The organism is Paenibacillus sp. FSL H3-0329, from assembly GCF_037963285.1.
GTDB lineage: Bacteria > Bacillota > Bacilli > Paenibacillales > Paenibacillaceae > Paenibacillus_AQ > Paenibacillus_AQ odorifer.
On sequence record NZ_CP150150.1, the window covers coordinates 1,397,096 to 1,418,043 of the forward strand.

Sequence of the window (20,948 nt, forward strand, 5' to 3'; positions counted from 1 at the left end):
ATGAAGACAAAACTAACTATATTATCTATAAGTGCTGTCGCCCTCATCGTCTTGTTTATGACGTATCATGCTTTGGGAAATTGGGACTACGTTCTGCCCAGCCGGGGAAGAAAGCTGGCGGCCATTCTGATTACCGGAGCTGTGATAGCTGTCTCTACCGTAGTTTTTCAGAGCATCACGAACAATCGTATTTTGACACCAAGTATTCTCGGGCTCGATTCCCTGTACATGTTAATCCAGACGTTCGGTGTATATGCCTTAGGTTCATCGAATATGACCTTTATGAATAAAAACATCAACTTCTTGTTCTCTGCGTGTCTCATGGTCCTGTTTTCAGGCGTATTGTATAAGCTAATGTTCCGTAGGGAAGGACAAAATATTTATTTCCTGCTGCTGGTAGGGCTGATCATGGGGACGATGTTCCAGAGCGCGTCTTCTTTTATGGAAGTGCTTATTGATCCGAACGAATTCCTGATTCTACAGGGGAAAATGTTCGCTAGCTTCAACAATGTCAGCAGTGACCTATTGATTCTTTCCACCATTGTTCTGACGCTAACTACGTTGTATCTCTTGCGATTTGTTAAGTATTTGGATGTTATTTCGCTTGGAAAAGATGAAGCCATTAATCTGGGGATCAATTATGACTATGTGGTCAAAAGGCTGCTAGTTATTGTATCTATCTACGTTTCGATCTCGACGGCTCTAGTGGGGCCAATCACTTTCTTAGGTTTGTTGGTAGCTAATGTGGGACACCAGCTGTTCCGTACCTATAAGCATGCCTATCTGATTCCTGGAACGATTCTGCTGAGCATTGTTGCGCTTGTCGGCGGGCAGTTCCTGGTCGAACGTGTTTTTGGATTCAATACTACGGTTAGTGTGATTATCAATTTTGCAGGCGGCGTCTACTTCGTCTATCTGCTGTTAAAGGAGAATAAGTCGTGGTAGAAGTTAAAAATTTAACCAAACGTTATGGCGGAGTAACCGTCGTTGATGATGTGTCCTTGTCCATCAAAAAAGGCGCAATCACCTCGTTTATCGGACCAAATGGTGCGGGTAAAAGTACACTGCTCTCCATGATCAGCAGACTTATCTCCAAAGACGCGGGAGAGGTGCTGATCGAAGGTAAGGAAATCGGTACCTGCAAAAGTAATGAGCTTGCTCGTAAAATATCGGTGTTAAAGCAGTCCAATCATATTAGCGTACGCCTCACTGTGAAGGAGCTCGTTTCTTTTGGGAGATTCCCGTATTCACAGGGGAAGCTGAGTCCGGAGGATCGGGCGTTCGTTGACGAAGCGATTGCTTACATGGATCTCCAAGAGATGCAGGATAAATATATTGATCAGCTCAGTGGAGGACAACGCCAGCGGGCATATATTGCCATGGTTATGGCTCAGGATACAGAGTACATTCTGCTCGATGAACCGCTCAACAACCTTGATATGAAGCATTCCGTCCAAATTATGAAGGTGCTTCGCCGCTTGGTGGACGAGAAGGGGAAGACGATTGTGCTCGTTATCCACGATATTAACTTTGCATCTTGTTACTCTGACTACATTGTTGCGCTTAAAAATGGAAGAGTAGCTTCCTCGGGTACAGCGGATGAAATTATAGATTCTGCAGTTCTTAAAGAGGTATATGACATGGACATTCCTATTGAAACTATAGGAGGCCGAAAAATCGGTGTCTATTTCTAAAAAGGTAACTATTACTATGTGGATATTATTATGACGTAACGTAAGAAGTGAAAGGCGCCAGCTTCTTAACGCATACGCGAATAATTCAAATAGCTTCACTATAAAAATTAGGGGTGAATACATTGAAGAAGAACTTATCTTTACTGATTATGACAGTATTTCTTGCGGTAATCTTGGCGGCTTGCGGCTCCAATAATGCAGCAACTTCAAATAACAACACAGCAGCGGCAGGCAATTCGGAGGCTACTACTGCACCAACAACGGAAGCTACTACAGCACCGACAGAGCTTACTTTCAAGCATGCGCTTGGCGAAACAACTATCAAAAGCAATCCGCAAAAAGTGGTTGTTTTTGACTTCGGTACACTGGATACGCTGGATAAACTGGGTGTAGAGGTGACTGGAGTGCCTCAAAGTAATGTACCGGCTTATCTCTCTAAATATAACGATGCTAAATATGAGAATGTTGGGGGTTTGAAAGAGCCTGACTTCGAAAAAATAAACAGTCTTTCTCCGGACCTGATCATCATTTCCGGCAGACAACAGGATTCTTATGAAGAATTCAGCAAAATTGCACCTACTCTGTATGTGGCTGTAGATAATGCAAACTACATGGAATCTTTTACGAATAACGTGAAAATGCTGGGTCAAATTTTTGGAAAAGAAGCAGAAGTAGAAACTGAGCTTGCGACTATCAATGATTCCATCAAAGCTTTGAATACGAAGGCAACAGCTGATGGCAAAAAAGCACTTGTTATTCTTGCGAATGAAGGAAAAATCAGTGCTTACGGTGCAGGTTCCCGTTTTGGGATTATCCATGATGTGTTCGGATTTGCACAGGCTGATGATAAAATTGAAGTATCCACTCACGGACAAAGCGTATCCTACGAATATGTAGCGGATAAGAATCCGGATTATCTGTTTGTAGTGGACAGAGATGCGGCTGTGAAGAGTGATGGCGGCGAAGCCGGCTCAGCTAAAAAAGCAGTTGAAAACGATCTAGTGAAGAACACAAATGCCTTTAAAAACGGTAAAATCATTTACTTGGATCCTAACTACTGGTATTTGTCCGGTGGCGGTTTAATATCCGTTAGCGAAATGCTCAAAGAAGTTGAAGTTGTTCTGTAAGCAGAGTAGCTTGGTGAATTAAAAAGCCTGTTGGCAGGAGTAATACTCCTTGCCAGCAGGCTTTTTTTCGCTTTTTTCCATGGAATTACTGGTATATTCATACTAGTTGCTAAATTTATCTGTAACTTTTCAGGCTGGGATACGTGGTTAGGTTAAGGGGGGAGTGCATGAAGCGAAAGTCATTGGATGAAATATATCAGATGTATGTGATGGATATTTACCGCTATTTGCGCTCCCTTTGTGGTGATCATTATGCGGCTGAAGATTTGATGCAAGAAACCTTTTATCGCGCTTATCTACATTTGGAGGATTGTAAAGAAGAGAAGATTAAGCCATGGTTGTTCCGTGTCGCTTATAACGCCTTCGTAGATTACAAGCGAAAGGAAGGCCGCAGCACAGTTCAGAGTGAGGATTATTTCAAAAAGCTTGCTCATCCAGATACCACAGAAAGCACACTGCTTCATCAGGAACGTTGGGAAGAGATGAGGATAGCAGTAGGTGAGCTACCGGACAATCAGAGAAATGCACTGCTGCTGCATGATTTTCATGGGCTGAGTTATCGGGAAGCATCGGACATTATGGATGTGGGCTTGTCCCAATATAAGATATTGATCTTTCGGGCCAGACAGAAGCTGCGTGAGGCAGAGCGGAGGAGAAATGAACATGAGTGAAGAGTTTAAGGAGAAGTTAAGAAGGTATGGCGAAGGCACTCTTGCTGATGAGGATAGGGATGAGGTTGAACGTGAGCTAGAGAAGATGGAAGCTTACCAGGCCTATCTGGATGAACTGATGGGCGAAGAAAAGCCGGCTTCAGATGAGGAGAAGAGCATAAAATTCGGAAAGGGTAAAAGAAACAGACCCGGCAAAGAAAAAAAGATCATCCGCCGTGGCAAGTGGAAAGCACGTATATCGAATACTTTGACGGTGATTTCTGCATTTTTGATTTTTTTGATCGTCAGCAGTATCATCACAGCGGTATTTTATAGCACTGGAGGAAGAGGGGAGACTTACCGTGATGTCGTTTCTTCCGCAATTGCTGTTTCACAGCCGAATACAATCGTCCATTTGAGTAGCGATTCCGGACCGTTTTTTAGTATGAATCTGCAGGGTGAAATAATAAAACAAATTGGTGATGCGCGGATTAATGTTGGAGATTATTCGATGAAGTTTCTATTAGGCTGGCCCAGAATATATAGTTATTCATGGACATATGAACGCAGTGGGACAGGTAATTACTTTATCTATCCCACTGAGAACCAGTCTGCAGAAAATAGGATGGATGACAGCAGTGAGTGGGAAAAACTAGAAAAGCTCCCTGAAGGTACGGTAGGAGAAGCCTATTTGTCTTTTGAACAATTTTTTACGACAGATGAGCTATTGAAGAAGTTTCAGCATAAAAATCTTGAACTTTTATGGTTCGCAGCAGATACAGGTCCAAGGACACAAGAGCCAGTAATAAATGATCCTTTAGGATTTCCAAGTACGCCCATCTGGCATGCCGATGATATGAAGGTGACACAAGAGTCAAAGAAAAAGTGGGGTTGGTTTGGAGGGGGGACTAGCCGCACGAGTGTTTCTCCATCTGTTGACTCATATGGGGATGGTGAACTTCGTAATGCGAACTTCCTTAAGACACTGCACTTAATGCAGGAGCATAAATCGATCGCCAACAAGGTAATTCCGTTTATTGATCTGGATGACTCCATTAGTTATCTGGAGAAGAACGGAGTTAGGCTGTATGGAGCTGTCGTAACCGGTCCGGTTAAAGAACTGCTCAAGTTAAAGGAAGAAAAATGGGTCAGTAATATTCATGTTGAAGAAGTAAGATTATGGAATTGGCAGGATAGAGAGAACTGAGTTGGGATGCTAAATACTGTAGAAGGTAGTAAGCATAAATGATTTCTTTGGAATTACTTAATGGCAGCCGGATATGCCCTGTGTTAGTGGGGTGTACCCGGCTTTTCTGTGTGGGAGAAGTCACAGAACTTGCTTCTCGTTTAAGCAAATCGTACAATTATTTGAATATGAGATGAGTATGATAGATTAGGAGCTGAGTTATATGAAAGTAGGCGTGGTATCAGATACACATATGACAAGAATGGCTAAGTCTCTGCCCAAAGCACTTGTTGCTGAATTCCGGAATGTAGACTTGATTCTGCATCTTGGAGATTGGGTGAGTATGGGAGTCTACGATTTGTTGGCTGAATTGGCTCCAGTGGAAGGGATTGCTGGGAATAACGATGGAATAGAGATCATCGAGCGTTTCGGGGAGCGTAAGCTGCTAACGCTTGAGGGAGTCCGGATCGGAATGGTCCATGGTCATACGCCACATTCCCGCAAAGGAACGGACGGGAATGCGCTGCTTGCTTTTGCGAACGATAAGGTGGATTGTATTTTATTCGGTCATTCGCATCAGCCTTTATTGCGGGAAGAGAATGGGATTCTGCTCTTTAATCCAGGATCGCCAACGGATAAACGACGTGAGAAACTGTATTCCATCGGAATTTTGGATATCGAAGAGGGTAAAGTCAGTGCCCGGCATGTGTTCTACGATTCCAAAGAATAAGAATAATTGTCCAAATGATCTGGCGTTCGCTCCATGGTGCACGGTACGGCTGAAATATACAATAACGTTAAAACGGCCCAAGCCGGAAAGTGAGCGTTGAGGATGAACAACTATCGTATTGAACGTGTGATCTATGATGATTTGGAACGACTTATCCCATTGTTTGATGAGTATCGGGTATTTTATGGGGCAGTCTCTGATCTGGATGGTGCACGTGCTTTTTTATCAGATCGATTGAAGCTGAACGAATCGGTAATCTTTATTGCGGTGGGGGGAGAAGGCGAGGAGAAACGAGCGTGGGGCTTCACTCAGCTCTATCCCTCTTTTTCATCGGTCTCTATGGAGCGTCTCTGGATATTGAATGATCTATATGTAACTACGGAACTGCGAGGTCATGGGCTCGGCTCCAAGCTGCTGGAAAGTGCCAGAGCTCATGCGCTCGCTACGAATACGAAGGGCTTGTCCCTGACAACAATGACGGCGAATGTGGGGGCACAGCGTTTATATGAAGCGCATGGCTACATTCGGGATGATGATTTTTATACCTATAACCTTTTTTTCTAAAGCTAGAGAGAAAGACGAGTAAGGAGCGTTAAAGTGGATACAAGTAATAAGCTGGCAATCTTTTTTGACCTTGATGATACCTTATATGATCATTTGATTCCTTTTAAAGAAGCGGTGCGTCAAGTACTTAAACCGGATGAGAGCAGTCTGGACTTTGCGGAATTATTTTATAAAGTAAGACATCATAGTGATGTATTATGGCCTATGTATTTACGTGGAGAAATTCCGCTGGAGGAGACTAGGGTACGCCGATTGGAGCTTGCTTTTGCAGAGTATGGTTTACAGCTCGATCGTGATCAAGCCACGGCGGTACAAGCGGCTTACATTGGCCGTCAGTACACCATTCAAATGATAGATGGAGTCCGGGAGCAATTGGAAAGGTTCATTACTGCTGGTCATAAAGTAGGCATCATTACGAATGGACCCAAAGATCATCAAATGAAAAAGATTCGCGGATTAGGTCTGGATCAGATGATCCCCGAGGAGATGATTTTTATTTCTGACGCTGTAGGTCTGGCCAAACCAGATCCGCAACTCTTTTTGCATGTGAATCAGAAGTCTGGCACTTCACCAGACCATTCACTTTATATAGGTGATACCTGGGCTAACGATGTAGTAGGAGCGCTTGCGGCTGGCTGGAAGGTCTGCTGGTATAATCCGAGAGGCAGACAGCCGGCTACGGATCATAAGCCTAGTTATATTTTCACGAATTATAAGGAATTTAGCGAATTGCCTTTGGTGCTGCAAAAATCTTGATCAGGAATTAATTAGGGAAAAACTCCCTGAAATTAACCGGTTAGAGCGCGAAATTGAGGTTATTGGGGATTTCCTCCCTAATAAAACCTAAATAAGCACGGTTATAGCCATATTCGGGTGATTTTTAGGGAGGAATTCCCTAATTATCAGGCTGCTGGGCGATGAATGGGCGATGAATATCCCTCAGCCACGCCAAAGAACCTTTATCCACAACAAAAGAGCTTGCCTCCCAAAGCCAATAATGGCTTTATGGGGGCAAGCTCTATTTCATTTAATCAGCGAAGCTGTACGTAGGGTCAGTCAGATTCATTCTTTCTTTAATGCCTGGTGTGGCGTAGATTTTGTTGTTATCGGTAATAAAGAAAGCTTCTACATCTTCAGGTAACGACTCCAGATATTTCATGCCTTCTTCGATCCCCATCAAGAATACCCCAGTGGACAAAGCGTCCGCATCTGTTGCATTAGGGCTCATAATGGTCAAGCTTTTGAGACCGTTCTGAGAAGGGTAACCTGTGCGTGGATCAAGAATATGGTGGTAACGAACATTGTCTTGCATAAAATAACGTTCGTAAACACCAGAAGCATCGATGACCTCATCTGCGATTTTAATCGTTCCTAGCTGTGTGCCGCGGCTTTGGTCAGGGTCTTGCAGACCAATATTCCAATCCGTTCCGTTTGGTTTCGTACCTAACGCAATAATACTGCTGCCACCGAGGTTGATCATTGCACTGTTAAGGCCTTGCTCTTTTAAATAATCAGCGATACGGTCAGCAGCATACCCTTTGCCGATACCTCCAAGATCCAGTACCATATTTTCCTTCAATAGCTTCACGGTCTTAGCAGCTTCGTCAATTTCAACGTCCCTGTAATTGGTTAGGCTCTTGGCTGCATCGATAGCTGCTGGATCAGGGACTTTATCCCCGCCACTACCGATGTTCCAGAGGTCGATCAGCGGACCAATCGTGGGATCGAATAGCCCGTCCATTTCTTTTGCATATTGCACCGATTGTTTTACAACATCTAAGGTCTCGTCCGAAACGACAACCGCTTCTTTTCCTGCTGCTTGATTGACTGCGTAAACCTCGCCGCCTTCTTTTGTACGGCTAAGCTCCATATCCATTCGCTCCAGCATTTGCTGGATATCATCCATATTTTTTTTGGCTACATTTTCTCCGAACACTTTGATATTCACGACCGTGTCATAGATATAAAAGGTCTGTGAGAGTGACTTGGCTTCGCCTTTTCCTGAAGCTGTTGCGCCACCCGGTGTTTCCGTCGCTTTGTCATCCTTATTTATAGTAATTAGCCAAGCGCCGACAGCTATGACGACGATGAGGATAACAACGAGGATCAACGTCGTTTTTTTGTTCTTAAACATATTCCACCATCCATAAAGTTAGTTTCTAAAACACATTATCACTATCATACCCTAGATCAGAAGTTGATGGAAATTAATTTCATGGCATATTTAGGTACAACTCCGTCTGCACGAAAAAAAAGCCCCGCAATCTGATTCGGAGCAACGCTGTGGATATAGAGGTAGCTATTAAGCTAATCTAGCATGTATTCACGGTATTTGTTTTTACGAGGATTCATTACGAAAAGGATTCCCTTGGCATAACCGCTAACAGCTTTAAAATTTCGTTTGAGAGTTTCTTTGCCTGTCAGACAGGTTAACGTCCAGATCAATGCGGCATAATTCATAGGAGGTGCTTTACGTAAGTTGAGCAGATAATAATGATTGATGGCAGTAGCTCTTGCAACAACGCCCGCCTTATCCCGAGAACCCGGCGACTCATGATGAATGATTTTCATAGCTGGGTTAATGACAAGCTTGCCATAACGGCTAGCCAAATGGGACAAGTAAATATCTTCGGCAATGGAGTAACTTGTCATCCAGGGATAGGGTTTCATATCTTGTAATGCTGAGCGCCGGAATGACATATTGCAGCCGTGAAAAAAATCTGTCTCAAAAACCTGCTCCTTCTCTCCCCACAGGAATAGGGAGCCTGCAAACATGCTTGGGGATAATCTGCCCGGGGATCCGGACATTTGTCCGGTCAGCATGCCAAACAGCCGGCCCGGTTTGCTGCTGCGCATGCCTTTTGCCACACCGCCTACACCGACAATTGAATCGTCCGCTGCATAAGTATCAAGTAATCGTCGAATATATAAGGAATCATCTAATTCTGCATCATCGTCTAAATGAAGCACAATTTCAGCATTTACTAATCCAAGTGACTCATAACGGGAAAGCCAGAGTCCCGGATTAGTCTTACGATGATATCGAAACTCAGCCTGTGGCAATTTGTTCAGTATGTTACGATAATAGGTTAATCTTTCTTCAGGAATCTCACCGTCATCCACAATCCAGAGCTCGATGGAGACATTCTCTAGCTGTGTCTGCTTGCTAATAGACTCTATGCACACTGTAAGGTCGTTTATACGGTTACGGGTAGGTATCACTATAGATACATCATGCATATGGGGATCTCCCTTCGGAATTTCTGGTGTTAACTTTATTCTATCTGCCCTGAAGGGGAGCGTATATACCACTTTCGTTTACTTTTTGCTTTAACATTCACGTCTATAAATGTTATTTTAATAAAAGTTAAGTTTGTAATTTTGAGTTTTTAACTATATAATAGTAAGTGACGTATATTTAGTTATTACTCTTATATAGCAGCTACAAATTATCAATAATATTAGGAGGTTTTTTCGTGAGAATAGATATCTGGTCCGATTATGCATGTCCTTTTTGTTATATTGGCAAAAGACGGTTGGAGAATGCGCTAAGCCAATTCCCGAACCGTGATCAAGTGGAGGTAGTATTCCGTAGCTTTCAACTGGATCCACATGCAGAGGTAAGTACAGACAAGAGTATTCATGAGCTGCTGGCTACCAAATACGGGATGACCGTCGAAAAGGCAAAAGCAATGAACGCACAACTAGCGGAGCAAGCTAAAGATGTGGGCTTGGAATTTAATTTTGATACAGTGAAGCATACCAACACTTTTGACAGTCACCGACTGAGTCATTTTGCAAGCACAAAGGGAAAAGGTGCAGAAATGTCCGAACGTCTGCTGCGCGCCTACTTTACGGATTCATTAAATCTTGGAGATCGCAGTGTACTGGCTTCACTCGCTGCTGAAGTAGGTCTGGATCAAGCAGAAGCTGCGGCAATGCTGGAAACGGATGCTTTTGCGAATGAGGTTAATGGCGATATTGAAGAAGGAAGCCGTCTTAATATTACCGGTGTACCTTTCTTTGTATTCAACAATAAATATGCTTTATCTGGTGCACAACCAGGTCCTGTATTTACAGAGGTACTGGATACTGTGTGGGCGGAGGAACAAGCAGGGCCAACATTACAAGTGGTTGGTAAGGGGAATTCTGAAGTATCCACCGATGATGGCTGCGCAGATGGATCTTGCAATATTTAAAGTTTAGATTCGAGTAAAACAAAAGAGCTGAGGGAGCCCTCAGCTCTTTTTTGTGTGCGCCCAGCATGGGCGCTATCTATAGGGTTGAAGTCCCGAATGGCGAAGGCAGTAGTAGCCATTAGCTTAAGGCAAGGGTGTCCACCGCGAGGTGGAATCTGAAGGAAGCCAGCGGCAAATCTCCGGTCTGAGGAATACGAACTTCATACAAGGCTAACGTAGGCTGGATGAGGTTGCACAACAAACCAAAGTCCATACTGCCAAAGGCGTACGAGAGTAAATGAAGCAGATAGATGGAGGGGAAGATAGCGTTCTTACCTGGGGAGATCTGTGTGATAGGCGAGTATACTTCGTAACCCTACTTGTGAGAGTAGGCTGAGTGCACAGAAGTCAGCAGACGCCATAGTACGCAAGCTGTTGCAACAGCTGCGGAAGGGCTGAACATGGAATAGGATTTATACATCCAGGCGTTCAAGATGAGCGATGAATGCAGAAAAAAAAATCCGAAAGGACCTGACTGAAGAAGGAAACGGTGAATCCCGTGGGGGACTTCAGCAGGGCGGAGTTCATCTTTGGCACAAATGGAAGGTATAAATCACGTAAAGAGAGGTTAAAAAAAAATGTTGGAGCAACTGCTATCACGGGAAAATCTTCTGCAAGCCTTAAAGCGTGTTGAAGCGAATAAAGGAAGTCATGGCGTAGATGGGATGTCCGTAAAATCCTTACGAGAACACATCGTACAAAACTGGCAGACCTTGCGGCATGCCATAGAAGAAGGAACCTATGAACCGAGCCCCGTGCGCCGAGTCGAAATCCCGAAACCCGGTGGCGGAGGTGTTAGGTTACTAGGAATACCTACCGTGACAGATCGAATGATCCAACAAGCAATCGCGCAGGTGTTAACTCCATTGTTTGATCCAGAGTTTTCCGACCATAGCTATGGATTCCGTCCGAAAAGACGAGGGCATGATGCGGTGAGGAAAGCTCGAACCTTTATGAAAGAAGGCTATCGATTCGTAGTCGACCTAGACTTGGAGAAATTCTTTGATCGCGTCAACCATGACCGACTGATGATGAAGATTTCGGAGAAAGTGGAGGACAAGAAAGTTCTCCTGCTTATCCGCAAATATCTTCAGTCAGGTGTGATGGAGAACGGGTTAGTAACCCCGACAACGGAAGGTGCCCCGCAAGGCGGTCCACTGAGTCCGTTATTATCTAACATTGTCTTGGATGAGCTCGACAAAGAACTCGAGAAACGTGGGCACCGCTTCGTTCGTTATGCGGATGATTGCAATATTTACGTGAAAACGCTAAGAGCAGGAGAGAGAGTCAAGACAACGGTCACCCGATTCATCGAGACGAGGCTAAAGCTGAAGGTGAACCAAGTAAAGAGCGCGGTAGACCGTCCCTGGAAACGAAAGTTTCTAGGATTTAGTTTTAGTGTGGACAAAGAACCAAAGGTGAGAATTGCGAAGCAATCCTTACAGAGAGTCAAGGTTCGAATACAGGAGATATCCTCTCGAAAGAGATCGATGAAGATGGAAGAGCGAATCAAGGAACTAAACCACTACCTCATGGGATGGTGCGGTTATTTCTCGCTGGCGGATACCCCAAGTACCTTTCGAGATATGGATAAATGGATACGAAGAAGGCTACGAATGTGCCTCTGGAAGCAGTGGAAGACCCCTAGAACCAAAGTCAAAAGACTTATATCCTTAGGGGTACCTAAGGATAAAGCCTATGAGTGGGGAAATACCCGAAAAGGGTATTGGCGAATTGCAGGGAGTCCAATTCTACAACATGTATTGAATAACCAATATTGGGAAGCCAATGGATTAAAGAGTGTATTGGACAGATACAACTCCTTACGGAATATTTCATGAACCGCCGTATATCGAACGGTACGTACGGTGGTGTGAGAGGTCGGGGGCTAGCCGCCCCCTCCTACTCGATTTCGATAAAACTGTTCTTTTGTTGCTTCCCACACTCAAAAACAAGCGCTCCCGATATCCGGAAGCGCTCGCTGCTGATTGTTGTTTTATCTGAAAGATGTAACAAAGCTTGAGAATAGTGTACGTACATCGTATTGATATTGGTTGATTGGCTCGATAGGCCGTTCGATACCAAGTAGAGTATATACCGCAATTCTCGCTGCTCTCACGGAGTATTCTTCAGTGAATACAACGTCATCTGGAATTTCACAGAATTGTCCAATAAAGGCCAGGTTCGTGGAACCCTCAGGGACAACTTTTGGTCGGTCACTATTGAGTCTAGGCATGAACTGAGAAGTGATATAAGGCATCATGCAAGGAATACAGTTGGCGGTAGCCATGATCTCGTCCTTATGTTCTTCAAAGTGAAGATGACCGATCAATTCTTGCATGATTTCTTCGCCGGTACAATCACACATTCTCTTTTTCACGAAATCCCCAACTTTGTCTGGATACAGTCCGTAACCCCAGAACACTTTAACATGCTCAGGTTGATTGCGGAAATGCGGTTGGTAGGCCAGTACAACGGACATAAACCAGCTCGAATCCTTGAATGTGACCAAAGCGCCTGTGCCGGCACGGTTACGTGTGAAATTTTCCATCAGATCGAAGAATTTGGAGTCATGGAACGTTACAGTAAAGGACTCCCATTTCGAACCGTCTACATGATCATCGAACGAAGAAGGATTGCCAAGACTTGATTTCTTGGAAGCGATGTTTTCCCATAATTTCCACGAGCTTCCCTTGCCGTTAAGGCGTGGAGCAGAAGTCATAGAACCAAGGCTGGAGCCTTCGGTCATAGAACCGTTTGTGATAATCACGAGATCATCTTCTTTTACATCAATCACATCTTTGACACCTTCGCGCACTACATTCATTTGGGTTACGGTAATTCCGTCACCTTTTTTGAACTGCAGATCAGTCACTGTACATTTCAGTGTGAAATCGACACCGAATGGTTCAAGATATTTGTGCAAAGGCAGAATGATGGAATCATATTGGTTATAAGGAGTGCGGGTTACGCCTTCCAGTGTTTGAATTCTTGGGAATTCATGGAAGAAACGGAGCATATATCTTTTAAACTCTACAGCGCTGTGCCAAGGTTGAAATGCAAAAGTAGTAGCCCACATATACCAGAAGTTAGTTGTGAAAAAGTGAGGGGCGAACCAGTCGTTGATACGCGCTTTCCCCATTTTATCTTCTGGTGTAATAATCAGCTTGCCCATAGCGAGACGATCAGCCATATCAAAACCCATGGACAATACATCTTCTACTTTGCCGTCTTTATTTACTAGTCTGGCGTTTGAGTGTGTTGGATTAGCGGTATCAAAAGCAATAATTTCATCCCGCACAGACAACCCCGGACGGTCGACAGAAGGAATCGTTGTTAATAGTTCCCAGAGATTTTCATAAGCTTCATCGTTGAGCATACGGCCGCCGCGGACAACGTAACCATGTTCAGCGTCACCTGCGCCGTCATTGCTACCACCAAGAATCTTCATCTCTTCAATAATGTGAATGTTTTGTCCCGGAAAATCACAGTCTCTGACCAGGTAAGCAGCGCCCGCTAGGGATGCAATTCCGCCACCGACAAAATAAACCTGTCTATTACCGTACTCTTTTTTCACAATGGTCGCCTCCAAGTAGTTGTTTAAATAATCACACTCTTAATGTAAACCAACTCCTATTTTGAAGGTATAATCAAACTCTTTAGAGTGTCTGGATTTTTGTCATTATGGGTGATCTGTCTAGTTTTTAGACAAAAAAAACCGCTGCAACCAAAGGTTACAACGGATGGTTCTCATATTTGTGTAAAGCTTTCAGAAAATTTCCTTCAATTAGATCACTTAGCTTCTCAATCATATGGTGCGGTTGTTCCTTCATGCCTTCTCTCATCCACTGAATGATTAGGCCTGTGAAGGCTAGCGTATAGAAATTGGCTATAAAATGCTTGTCTTCTTCGCAAACCTCCATCCCGGAGGACAGCTCGTTTATAACCCCCATGATGAGATCGTTTGTCACCTCGTACAGATATGCATCCAGGTGATTTCTGCCTAGTGAATTTAGCGTGTTACAGCAAAAGGATTTATTCCGCTCAATATAGCAGAAGATTCTATAAAAACCGTCCGTCCAAGTGCTGTAGCTGCGATACTGGGCGAGGCTTTCGACAGCCTCAGTCTTATAGATCCAACCTAGCAAATCAAATATATCCTGGAAATGATAATAAAACGTTTGTCTGTTTAGTCCGCAATGGTCCACTAGTTGTTTAACAGTAATTTTATTGAGCGGTGTATGCTCCATTAGCTCTTTTAAAGAATGCGACAATGCATTTTTGGTTAGAAAAGAATTGGACAACAGCGTTCACCTCTTCCATTCAAGACTTCGATGCTCGCTTATACAGCAGACGAATACCTTCGGCTAATAAACCCAGTGCAAATCCGGCGCATGAAAATAAGGAAAACGCGAGGAAGCCTGCGAGATCCTCCCAACCGGACATCTCTTGGTAGGTGTAGCCCAGCATAAATGCCGCACCTATGATTATTCCCGCCGTGCTAAATACCCAGAGCAGACGCGCTCCGAGCCAGCCTAATGTGTTGACGATCCCAGCCACTACAACGGAAAAAAGAGCAAAGCGCAGTAAGAGTGTGGCATCCATTTCCTGGGCCAGCATCACGAATCGGTGTAGAGGGAAGAGAAGCCATAGAAGAATGGCATAAACGGTCATCCAGAGAAACCAACTTTTACTTTTGGCAGCAGGCAGGAATTTCATTTCATGCACACCTCTTTTCCCATAGTACGAACGTTAAAAAGTAGGGATTATACCGTGAAGGATTCTAGTTCTTCCGCACTTTGCAGCAGGTGGCTTAGCAGGTTTGGAATGTCCTCCATTTGCTCTTCTGTGAGTTGTCTTTTGAATTGCAGCTCGATGCAGTTATTGTAAGTTTCACTTTCCTGGCCATATATGAAGCTTAAAGATTGCACAGGCTGGAAATCAGGTCCCCAGATCGCTTTTAGAATACTGTCTATCGCCTGACATTCGCTAGGAATATCTTCGACTTCCATATAAAAACGAAGTGAAAGATTACAGCCGGGATCCGTATTAGGAACCTCCAAGATTTCATCGCTGAGATCTTTCGTGGACGAAGTGAGCAGGATTTCGGCGGTTACTTTCCTGCCTGCAGTTAATTGGAAGGAGAGACTGAACTCTCTGGACATCAGCGCCATATTCAGAAGGTCGGAGCGATCCGTAACCACCAATATTCCGTCTAAATTATCGTAGTCATAAATCTGGTTCTCAAAGGCGATCTTAATATTATCGAAAACTGTAGGGTGGAACAATAAGAGCACCTTCTTTGTTTATTTATATTGTAACATGATGTGATAGGAAGTTAAAAAAAGACGCCCAGGACCAAATGGACCGGGCATCTTGTGTAGAAGTTACGGCTTCCCATAAGAGGGAATACTCCTCGGTTGTGGGTATACGTTCACTTCTTAGTTTGTAGGCGCAGGCGCAGTATATTTCAGGAACGTCTTCGGAATCGGGCTCTCAAAGGTCATCAGTTCTCCAGTGGTTGGATGAATAAAAGAGAGCACTCGAGCATGTAGGCCAAGTCTTCCTACCGTTTTGGTCTCTGCACCATATTTCTTGTCACCTGCGATAGGGTGGCCGATATCTGCCATGTGCACCCGAATCTGATTTTTTCGTCCGGTTTCGAGCTTAACCTCTAGCAAGGAAAAATGGCGGTTAGCCTGAATGAGTTTATAATGTGTAATTGCATGTAGTCCATCGCCTTCATGAGGACTGGAATACATTTTAAGGGTTGAGGTTTCTTTGAGCCACGAGCTTATCTTGCCTTCAGGTCTTTTAACCGCGCCTTCCACGAGCGCTACGTAAGAACGTTCCTTCACGGTATCTTTCCAAGTAGTTTGTAGCGCTTGCTGAATCCGTTCGCTTTTGGCAAACATCATTACACCTGATGTATCTCTGTCCAAACGATGTACGACAAAAATCCGATTTTGTGGATTGCTAACACGGACATGCTCCATGAGCTGGCGGTAAGCCGTCAATTCATTTTCTTCCGCAGTGGCGATAGATAGCAGTCCAGCATCCTTTTGAACAATAATCAGGTCTTCATCCTCATGAACGATTTTAAGTCCGATCATCTCTGCTGTTTGTACAGGCTTCTCTTGATCAATAGTAACGTTTTGACCCGGATGCAGTTGGAAATTATGCTGTGTAACTACCTTATTATTCACCGACACTTGTCCACGCGATAGGATGGATTTAATCGCATTTCGTCCGCGACCCGTGACGTGGGTGAGTAAGAAGGGCAATAGTTCAGAAGGTTCGTTTACAGTAAATGTTTTGGGTGCTGCGGGTGCTTTAGTTTTATGATTAAGCTTGCCAGTAGGCTTGCTGTGAGAACGAGTACCTCTTTTGGCTGTTTCTTTAGGATTTCTTCTTGAGTTCATGGATGCATTCTCCGTCCTTTAATATTGTACTCCTCAATATACCATGGGCTGTTAAGAAATACTATGGAGAGGCAGGCGTACTGGTTTGCTGCTGCTCAAAGATAGAACAGCTGTGCTAATCCAAGAAGCAGGAATAAACCGAGATATACCCAGCCTAACCTGCGGGCATATTTCTTTTCCCGGGGCATGGCGCTTACAGCATAGATCTTGGTATCCACAGTAAGCAGGAATAGTCCGGAGAGCAGGAGCACGAGAGTTAAATAAGTTAGTTGATGATAGATCATTTGAACACATCCCCATATCTAGTCTTCTTTAAGACCGACTCTTTCAATATTCGTCTTCACATTAAGTTCTATAGAGAGATCAGAATACTGTTGCTCCCAGTCATGTTTGTCACGAACATTAGCTTTCCAGTAGGAAGGAGCATATGCACGAACATATTCACCCATGCCAAAGATATCCGAGTGAGCCTGTTGCGTCTGTTTAATCAGATGGTCGAAGATGGTGAGGACTCCTTTTTGAAAGTTGGCCTCAAGTTTTTTTAAATCCTGGCTGGAATCAATACGAATATTATTACCTAGGTGCTCATCTAGCGCTGCTTCTAAATAAATATTTATAGTGATATGGGGTTTGCCGTCTTTGATTTTAACTTTAGACCTTGTAAATCGGTCGTTAACTTTAAGAGTCAGTGGGCCAAAGTCCTCTGAATTGAACATGACGGAATAGCCCCCAGGATCAAGACCTTTCATGGACATATATGCGCCAATCTCAATGGGAGTAGTCGAACCGACCATAACGCCTCCGCTAAAGTAAGCAAGACCTTTTATCAACATATTGTCTTTTTGATGTAAAGACACATAAGGCAGATAACCGCTCTCTCCCCATTTAGATTCAGCTGACCAGAATACGCCTATATAGTTAGCTGGGAACTTTCCGGATCTCACGGCTTTTTCCATGGTGGATAGGATATAGAGGGTTGGAACTCGCTGAAGTGGTGGATTAATATTCATAAATTTAGAAGCCTCGCCTTCGGACACTAATAACCAGGTACGGCGACGGACTTCAGGGTTGCGGCGTAAATAATCATTTAAATCCGACAGGTTTTTGCGTGCAAAATCCTCGCTGATGATAATCACCCGAAGATGGATGAGGTAACGTGGGTCAGAGATCTGTTGTTGCAAATTGTTTAAGGCATCATCTAGTGAGTAACCGTAAACTTGTACAACCCAAACCGGATTTTGATTCCCCCCGCTACCTTCTCCCCCGCTGCTAGGACCTAACGGAACTCTCCCTGGAACTGCAATTTGGGCGGTCACACGGATTTTGGGCAAATTAATATTTGCGCTTTTTAGATGTGTCGTTTGATCATCTTCGGTTTTACTATTTGCCGGCACTGAATCTATAGACAATCCCAGCACTAATGCACGATCTTCAATTTCGAGCTGGTCCCAGCAGCCCGTAAGGAATACAAATACCAGAGAGAGAAGGAGGAGAAGACTAATACGCTTGTTAATTACTTTATTCATTCGATAGCCCTCCTTTTTGCCGAATCAGAGCTATTAACCATAAAAGAAGAGGGTAGAGAGTCAAAAAAATTAACCCGATAATCGCTGTGACGGAAGAAAAGGTATAAACCTGGTAAATATTTCTTGGCAAAAGTGAAAAGACGAAGATAAGTGGAAGTGAGAAGCTTGATACAAGGCGGTGATCTTTGTACCGAAATACTTGCTGAAGTGAATATGCTGCTAAGTAGTAGTTCGTAAAAATGGTAGTAAATATAGATATTACCCAAACAGTAATAAACAGCGCATCGAATCGTTCTAGTAGTCCTGCACCAATAGAAATGGAGCGGGCGGTTTCTAAGGTTGGATAAGCGAGTAATTTGGTTTCTTGCGCTCCGAACATTCCTAAAGTGGCCGCAACAATCATTACATAGATGAAGCCAATAATAAAAAGGGCAGCAGCTCCTGCTTTAAGCACTTGCTGAGGTTTTTTCATTAAAGGAACCAGCAGTGTGATGACAAATGTGCCCTGATAAAGGGCAGCTGAAGTGACAGTCCCTTTGGAAAAGCTTGAAAAGGTGATGTAATTTCCAGTGAGTGGAAGTAAGTTTAAAGCATCTACATTTTTCATGGCTACTAATATAATGCTGAGAACGGTTAACAAGATGAAAGGCAAATAAAAAATATGTACATAGGTGAATTTCACAATGTTTCTGCGGATAGATAAAGCAGCCAAAATAAGCATTAATAGAATGACCGCTTCGATAGGTGTTTTTTTAAACACGACCGCAACACATACCTCTCCGAATTGACGCATGGTAATCCCGGCAGAGAAAGCAAAAAACAAAGAGATAAGTACATTGAAAATATCCGCGATGCTTCTCCCGACTAACCGGCGGCTGAATACAAACAGAGTTTCATTGGGGAATTTCCGACATACAGCGGCTGTAAACCAGCAGCCTAGAAATGCAACAGGGATGCCTGAAGCCGAAACCAGCGGCGCCCCGCTGTCTCCGGCTTCAGCCATATAACGGGGAATACTCAAGATACCTATTCCAATAATCGTACTAACGACTACTGCGACGACTTGGATCGTTGTTATGGGGCGGTTGTTGTTCATCGAGTTCACCCTTCTCCTTAAAAATCTGATCTGAATACGTCGTTGGTAACTCATGAGCGAGACGAGTAAGGTCTTGAGTGTTCAAGAAGCTCGGACGTCTTCTCATCCACCATAAGGGGACACGAATCAGACTGTCCTTCAGATCTCTCCATTTCGTGGGCACATATGGTGTCATGTAAGGAACGCCAAAGGATTCCAAGAATAATAAGTGATTCACGATAACGATGGTACCTAACATGACTCCGTAAAGACCAAAACAACCGGCTAGAATAATCAGTGGAAATCTTAGCATTCTGGATGAGATAGCGGCATTATAGGCAGGGGTGGCAAAAGAACCGATAGTGGTTATAGCGACAATAACAACGGTTGTCGGACTTGCTAGGCCTGCTGAAACAGCAGCCTGACCAATAACAAGAACACCTACAATAGAAAGGGCGCCCCCAATCATTTGTGGTAGACGAATAGTTGCTTCGCGGAGCACCTCCATGAAGACCTCCATAATCAGAACTTCCAAGACCGCTGGAAAAGGAACGCCTGCTCTACCCCCTGAAATCGCTACGGCAAATTCGGTAGGCATAAGCTCCGGGTTGAAGGAGATGACGGATACATATAGAGCAGGGAAAAAAAGAGAGAACAACAGGGCAATTAGTCGAATCCCCCGGATTAGGCTGCCTACAATAAAACGTTCCGAATAGTCGTCTATGGTCTGAAAAAATTGATTGAACAATGCAGGGACGATGAGCGAGAATGGGGAGCCATCTACCAGAATGATGACTCTTCCTTCCAATAAGGCTGCCGCTGATTTATCCGGACGTTCTGTTGGTTGAACCTGAGGAAAAGGAGATAATGGGTTATCCTCAATGAATTGCTCGATGTACCCTGCATCAAGGATGCTATCTGTGTTTATCATGGATAATCTCTTCATCACTTTTTCAACCAATTCAGGATCTACTATCCCTTCTATATAGCACACAGCAACCTGTGAGCGTGTCCGCACACCAAGCGGAGCAGTAATAACCCGGAAATCTGGCGTTTGCAGCCGATAACGGAGTAAGGAAAGGTTTGCCTCCAAGTTTTCTATAAAACCTTCGCGTGAGCCACGAATTACCTGCTCGGTCTGTGGCTGTTCAATGCTGCGATGTTCGATTTTACGCAAATTGAAGTGAAGTGCTTGATCCATACCATCTATAAGGAGTACAACGCTCCCTTCTAATAGAGCGAGTGGCAGAGAATTTAAGTCCTTCGTTCGGTTCCCAGCCGCTATTTGTATGGTCGTATTCCAGATGAAATCAGGCAGATCCTTGCGCTCTTCAGGAATTGTCGAGAGATCAGCGGGAGGGCTCATTAACGGTTTAAGCACATGCTCATGAATTTGATTTTGGTCCACCAAAGATGAAAAAAAGATAATTACCGCATCATATAAACCGTATACCCGAAAATTACGCACAACGAGATCTGCATCTTCTCCAAAAATTTGGCTAATGGCTTTAATATTATTTTTTAGGTCGGGATCTAGTGGCTTTTCCGAACGCTGATCAGGAATGGTGGGATCTTCGTGCGTTTTTTTTTGCTTAAAAGAACTATAGTTTTGCTTCCAGTTTTGCACGGCTATTCCCCTTTCCTAAAGAATGATGATTTTTAAAGCTTGGCTCAAAAGCGCTCCTTTTATGTAATTTTTCCAAAAGGAGAAACGAAAGAAGGACTTCTAGAGTGTT

Annotated in this window: 22 protein-coding genes; 10 read left to right on the forward strand and 12 right to left on the reverse strand. The window is 43.9% G+C overall.

The features are described from left to right. From NSQ66_RS06160 to NSQ66_RS06195, 8 genes are all read left to right on the forward strand, one after another. Nucleotides 1-945, forward strand: a complete 945-nt coding sequence (locus tag NSQ66_RS06160) for an iron chelate uptake ABC transporter family permease subunit (protein ID WP_076142172.1) — start codon at nucleotides 1-3, stop codon at nucleotides 943-945. Continuing rightward, nucleotides 939-1,694, forward strand: a complete 756-nt coding sequence (locus NSQ66_RS06165) for an ABC transporter ATP-binding protein (protein ID WP_036681845.1) — start codon at nucleotides 939-941, stop codon at nucleotides 1,692-1,694. The genes NSQ66_RS06160 and NSQ66_RS06165 overlap by 7 nt, the downstream gene beginning before the upstream one ends. Before the next feature lie 122 nt (nucleotides 1,695-1,816). Beyond that, a complete protein-coding gene (locus NSQ66_RS06170; protein WP_282579687.1) occupies nucleotides 1,817-2,821 on the forward strand; it encodes a siderophore ABC transporter substrate-binding protein in 1,005 nt (334 codons plus the stop codon). Between the two features lie 167 nt (nucleotides 2,822-2,988). Beyond that, a complete protein-coding gene (locus NSQ66_RS06175; RefSeq protein WP_036681849.1) occupies nucleotides 2,989-3,492 on the forward strand; it encodes a sigma-70 family RNA polymerase sigma factor in 504 nt (167 codons plus the stop codon). Beyond that, entirely contained in the window at nucleotides 3,485-4,678 is a 1,194-nt protein-coding gene (locus tag NSQ66_RS06180; RefSeq protein ID WP_076142173.1) for an anti-sigma factor, read from the forward strand. Before NSQ66_RS06175 ends, NSQ66_RS06180 begins: the two co-directional genes overlap by 8 nt. 202 nt (nucleotides 4,679-4,880) lie before the next feature. Next, complete coding sequence (locus tag NSQ66_RS06185; RefSeq protein ID WP_076142174.1) at nucleotides 4,881-5,387, forward strand: metallophosphoesterase; 507 nt, start codon at nucleotides 4,881-4,883, stop codon at nucleotides 5,385-5,387. A gap of 102 nt (nucleotides 5,388-5,489) precedes the next feature. Continuing rightward, nucleotides 5,490-5,951 (forward strand): GNAT family N-acetyltransferase, encoded by a 462-nt coding sequence (locus NSQ66_RS06190; protein WP_076142175.1) that lies wholly within the window; start codon nucleotides 5,490-5,492, stop codon nucleotides 5,949-5,951. 33 nt (nucleotides 5,952-5,984) lie between these two features. Continuing rightward, nucleotides 5,985-6,707 (forward strand): HAD family hydrolase, encoded by a 723-nt coding sequence (locus tag NSQ66_RS06195; protein ID WP_076142176.1) that lies wholly within the window; start codon nucleotides 5,985-5,987, stop codon nucleotides 6,705-6,707. 271 nt (nucleotides 6,708-6,978) lie between these two features. Here NSQ66_RS06195 and NSQ66_RS06200 read toward each other — a convergent pair whose 3' ends face one another. After that, a complete protein-coding gene (locus NSQ66_RS06200; RefSeq protein ID WP_076142177.1) occupies nucleotides 6,979-8,085 on the reverse strand; it encodes an FAD:protein FMN transferase in 1,107 nt (368 codons plus the stop codon). 173 nt (nucleotides 8,086-8,258) lie between these two features. After that, nucleotides 8,259-9,191 (reverse strand): glycosyltransferase family 2 protein, encoded by a 933-nt coding sequence (locus NSQ66_RS06205; protein WP_036681860.1) that lies wholly within the window; start codon nucleotides 9,189-9,191, stop codon nucleotides 8,259-8,261. A gap of 236 nt (nucleotides 9,192-9,427) precedes the next feature. Between NSQ66_RS06205 and NSQ66_RS06210 the strand changes: the two genes are divergently transcribed. Beyond that, nucleotides 9,428-10,150, forward strand: coding sequence for a DsbA family oxidoreductase (locus NSQ66_RS06210; RefSeq protein WP_076142179.1), 723 nt, complete (start codon nucleotides 9,428-9,430; stop codon nucleotides 10,148-10,150). A 118-nt stretch (nucleotides 10,151-10,268) separates the two neighbouring features. Here the strand turns inward: NSQ66_RS06210 and NSQ66_RS06215 are convergent, their stop codons facing one another. Next, a complete protein-coding gene (locus NSQ66_RS06215) occupies nucleotides 10,269-10,403 on the reverse strand; it encodes a hypothetical protein (protein ID WP_256720279.1) in 135 nt (44 codons plus the stop codon). A gap of 364 nt (nucleotides 10,404-10,767) precedes the next feature. Here NSQ66_RS06215 and ltrA point away from each other — a divergent pair, with 364 nt between their 5' ends. Next, nucleotides 10,768-12,030 (forward strand): group II intron reverse transcriptase/maturase, encoded by a 1,263-nt coding sequence (ltrA, locus tag NSQ66_RS06220; protein WP_076317345.1) that lies wholly within the window; start codon nucleotides 10,768-10,770, stop codon nucleotides 12,028-12,030. A gap of 155 nt (nucleotides 12,031-12,185) precedes the next feature. Here the strand turns inward: ltrA and NSQ66_RS06225 are convergent, their stop codons facing one another. From NSQ66_RS06225 to NSQ66_RS06265, 9 genes are all read right to left on the reverse strand, one after another. Continuing rightward, on the reverse strand, nucleotides 12,186-13,766 hold the full coding sequence (locus tag NSQ66_RS06225) for an oleate hydratase (RefSeq protein WP_076142566.1): 1,581 nt from the start codon (nucleotides 13,764-13,766) through the stop codon (nucleotides 12,186-12,188). A 157-nt stretch (nucleotides 13,767-13,923) separates the two neighbouring features. Next, entirely contained in the window at nucleotides 13,924-14,493 is a 570-nt protein-coding gene (locus NSQ66_RS06230) for a TetR/AcrR family transcriptional regulator (protein WP_036681438.1), read from the reverse strand. A gap of 19 nt (nucleotides 14,494-14,512) precedes the next feature. Next, the gene (locus tag NSQ66_RS06235) at nucleotides 14,513-14,908 is read right to left on the reverse strand and encodes a hypothetical protein (protein ID WP_076099011.1); all 396 of its coding nucleotides are present in this window, start codon (nucleotides 14,906-14,908) and stop codon (nucleotides 14,513-14,515) included. A 47-nt stretch (nucleotides 14,909-14,955) separates the two neighbouring features. Next, complete coding sequence (locus tag NSQ66_RS06240) at nucleotides 14,956-15,477, reverse strand: hypothetical protein (protein ID WP_036681441.1); 522 nt, start codon at nucleotides 15,475-15,477, stop codon at nucleotides 14,956-14,958. A gap of 153 nt (nucleotides 15,478-15,630) precedes the next feature. Then, nucleotides 15,631-16,611 (reverse strand): RluA family pseudouridine synthase, encoded by a 981-nt coding sequence (locus tag NSQ66_RS06245; protein WP_076099010.1) that lies wholly within the window; start codon nucleotides 16,609-16,611, stop codon nucleotides 15,631-15,633. A 95-nt stretch (nucleotides 16,612-16,706) separates the two neighbouring features. After that, nucleotides 16,707-16,895 carry a CLC_0170 family protein gene (locus tag NSQ66_RS06250; RefSeq protein WP_038569199.1) on the reverse strand — a complete coding sequence of 63 codons (189 nt, stop codon included), beginning with the start codon at nucleotides 16,893-16,895 and terminating at the stop codon, nucleotides 16,707-16,709. An 18-nt stretch (nucleotides 16,896-16,913) separates the two neighbouring features. After that, nucleotides 16,914-18,137 carry a Ger(x)C family spore germination protein gene (locus NSQ66_RS06255; RefSeq protein WP_038569201.1) on the reverse strand — a complete coding sequence of 408 codons (1,224 nt, stop codon included), beginning with the start codon at nucleotides 18,135-18,137 and terminating at the stop codon, nucleotides 16,914-16,916. Next, nucleotides 18,130-19,233, reverse strand: coding sequence for an endospore germination permease (locus NSQ66_RS06260; RefSeq protein WP_036681452.1), 1,104 nt, complete (start codon nucleotides 19,231-19,233; stop codon nucleotides 18,130-18,132). The genes NSQ66_RS06255 and NSQ66_RS06260 overlap by 8 nt, the downstream gene beginning before the upstream one ends. After that, nucleotides 19,181-20,839 (reverse strand): spore germination protein, encoded by a 1,659-nt coding sequence (locus tag NSQ66_RS06265; protein ID WP_076099009.1) that lies wholly within the window; start codon nucleotides 20,837-20,839, stop codon nucleotides 19,181-19,183. The genes NSQ66_RS06260 and NSQ66_RS06265 overlap by 53 nt, the downstream gene beginning before the upstream one ends. Nucleotides 20,840-20,948: the final 109 nt, after the last annotated feature.

Excerpts from the sequence above, each read along its gene's own strand:
- ltrA (WP_076317345.1), top strand. The coding sequence starts at position 10,768 with ATGTTGGAGCAACTGCTATCACGGGAAAATCTTCTGCAAGCCTTAAAG.
- NSQ66_RS06200 (WP_076142177.1), bottom strand. The coding sequence starts at position 8,085 with ATGTTTAAGAACAAAAAAACGACGTTGATCCTCGTTGTTATCCTCATC.
- NSQ66_RS06190 (WP_076142175.1), top strand. The coding sequence starts at position 5,490 with ATGAACAACTATCGTATTGAACGTGTGATCTATGATGATTTGGAACGA.
- NSQ66_RS06185 (WP_076142174.1), top strand. The coding sequence starts at position 4,881 with ATGAAAGTAGGCGTGGTATCAGATACACATATGACAAGAATGGCTAAG.
- NSQ66_RS06235 (WP_076099011.1), bottom strand. The coding sequence starts at position 14,908 with ATGAAATTCCTGCCTGCTGCCAAAAGTAAAAGTTGGTTTCTCTGGATG.
- NSQ66_RS06205 (WP_036681860.1), bottom strand. The coding sequence starts at position 9,191 with ATGCATGATGTATCTATAGTGATACCTACCCGTAACCGTATAAACGAC.
- NSQ66_RS06180 (WP_076142173.1), top strand. The coding sequence starts at position 3,485 with ATGAGTGAAGAGTTTAAGGAGAAGTTAAGAAGGTATGGCGAAGGCACT.
- NSQ66_RS06260 (WP_036681452.1), bottom strand. The coding sequence starts at position 19,233 with ATGAACAACAACCGCCCCATAACAACGATCCAAGTCGTCGCAGTAGTC.
- NSQ66_RS06160 (WP_076142172.1), top strand. The coding sequence starts at position 1 with ATGAAGACAAAACTAACTATATTATCTATAAGTGCTGTCGCCCTCATC.
- NSQ66_RS06245 (WP_076099010.1), bottom strand. The coding sequence starts at position 16,611 with ATGAACTCAAGAAGAAATCCTAAAGAAACAGCCAAAAGAGGTACTCGT.
- NSQ66_RS06215 (WP_256720279.1), bottom strand. The coding sequence starts at position 10,403 with ATGGACTTTGGTTTGTTGTGCAACCTCATCCAGCCTACGTTAGCCTTG.
- NSQ66_RS06250 (WP_038569199.1), bottom strand. The coding sequence starts at position 16,895 with ATGATCTATCATCAACTAACTTATTTAACTCTCGTGCTCCTGCTCTCC.
- NSQ66_RS06175 (WP_036681849.1), top strand. The coding sequence starts at position 2,989 with ATGAAGCGAAAGTCATTGGATGAAATATATCAGATGTATGTGATGGAT.
- NSQ66_RS06255 (WP_038569201.1), bottom strand. The coding sequence starts at position 18,137 with ATGAATAAAGTAATTAACAAGCGTATTAGTCTTCTCCTCCTTCTCTCT.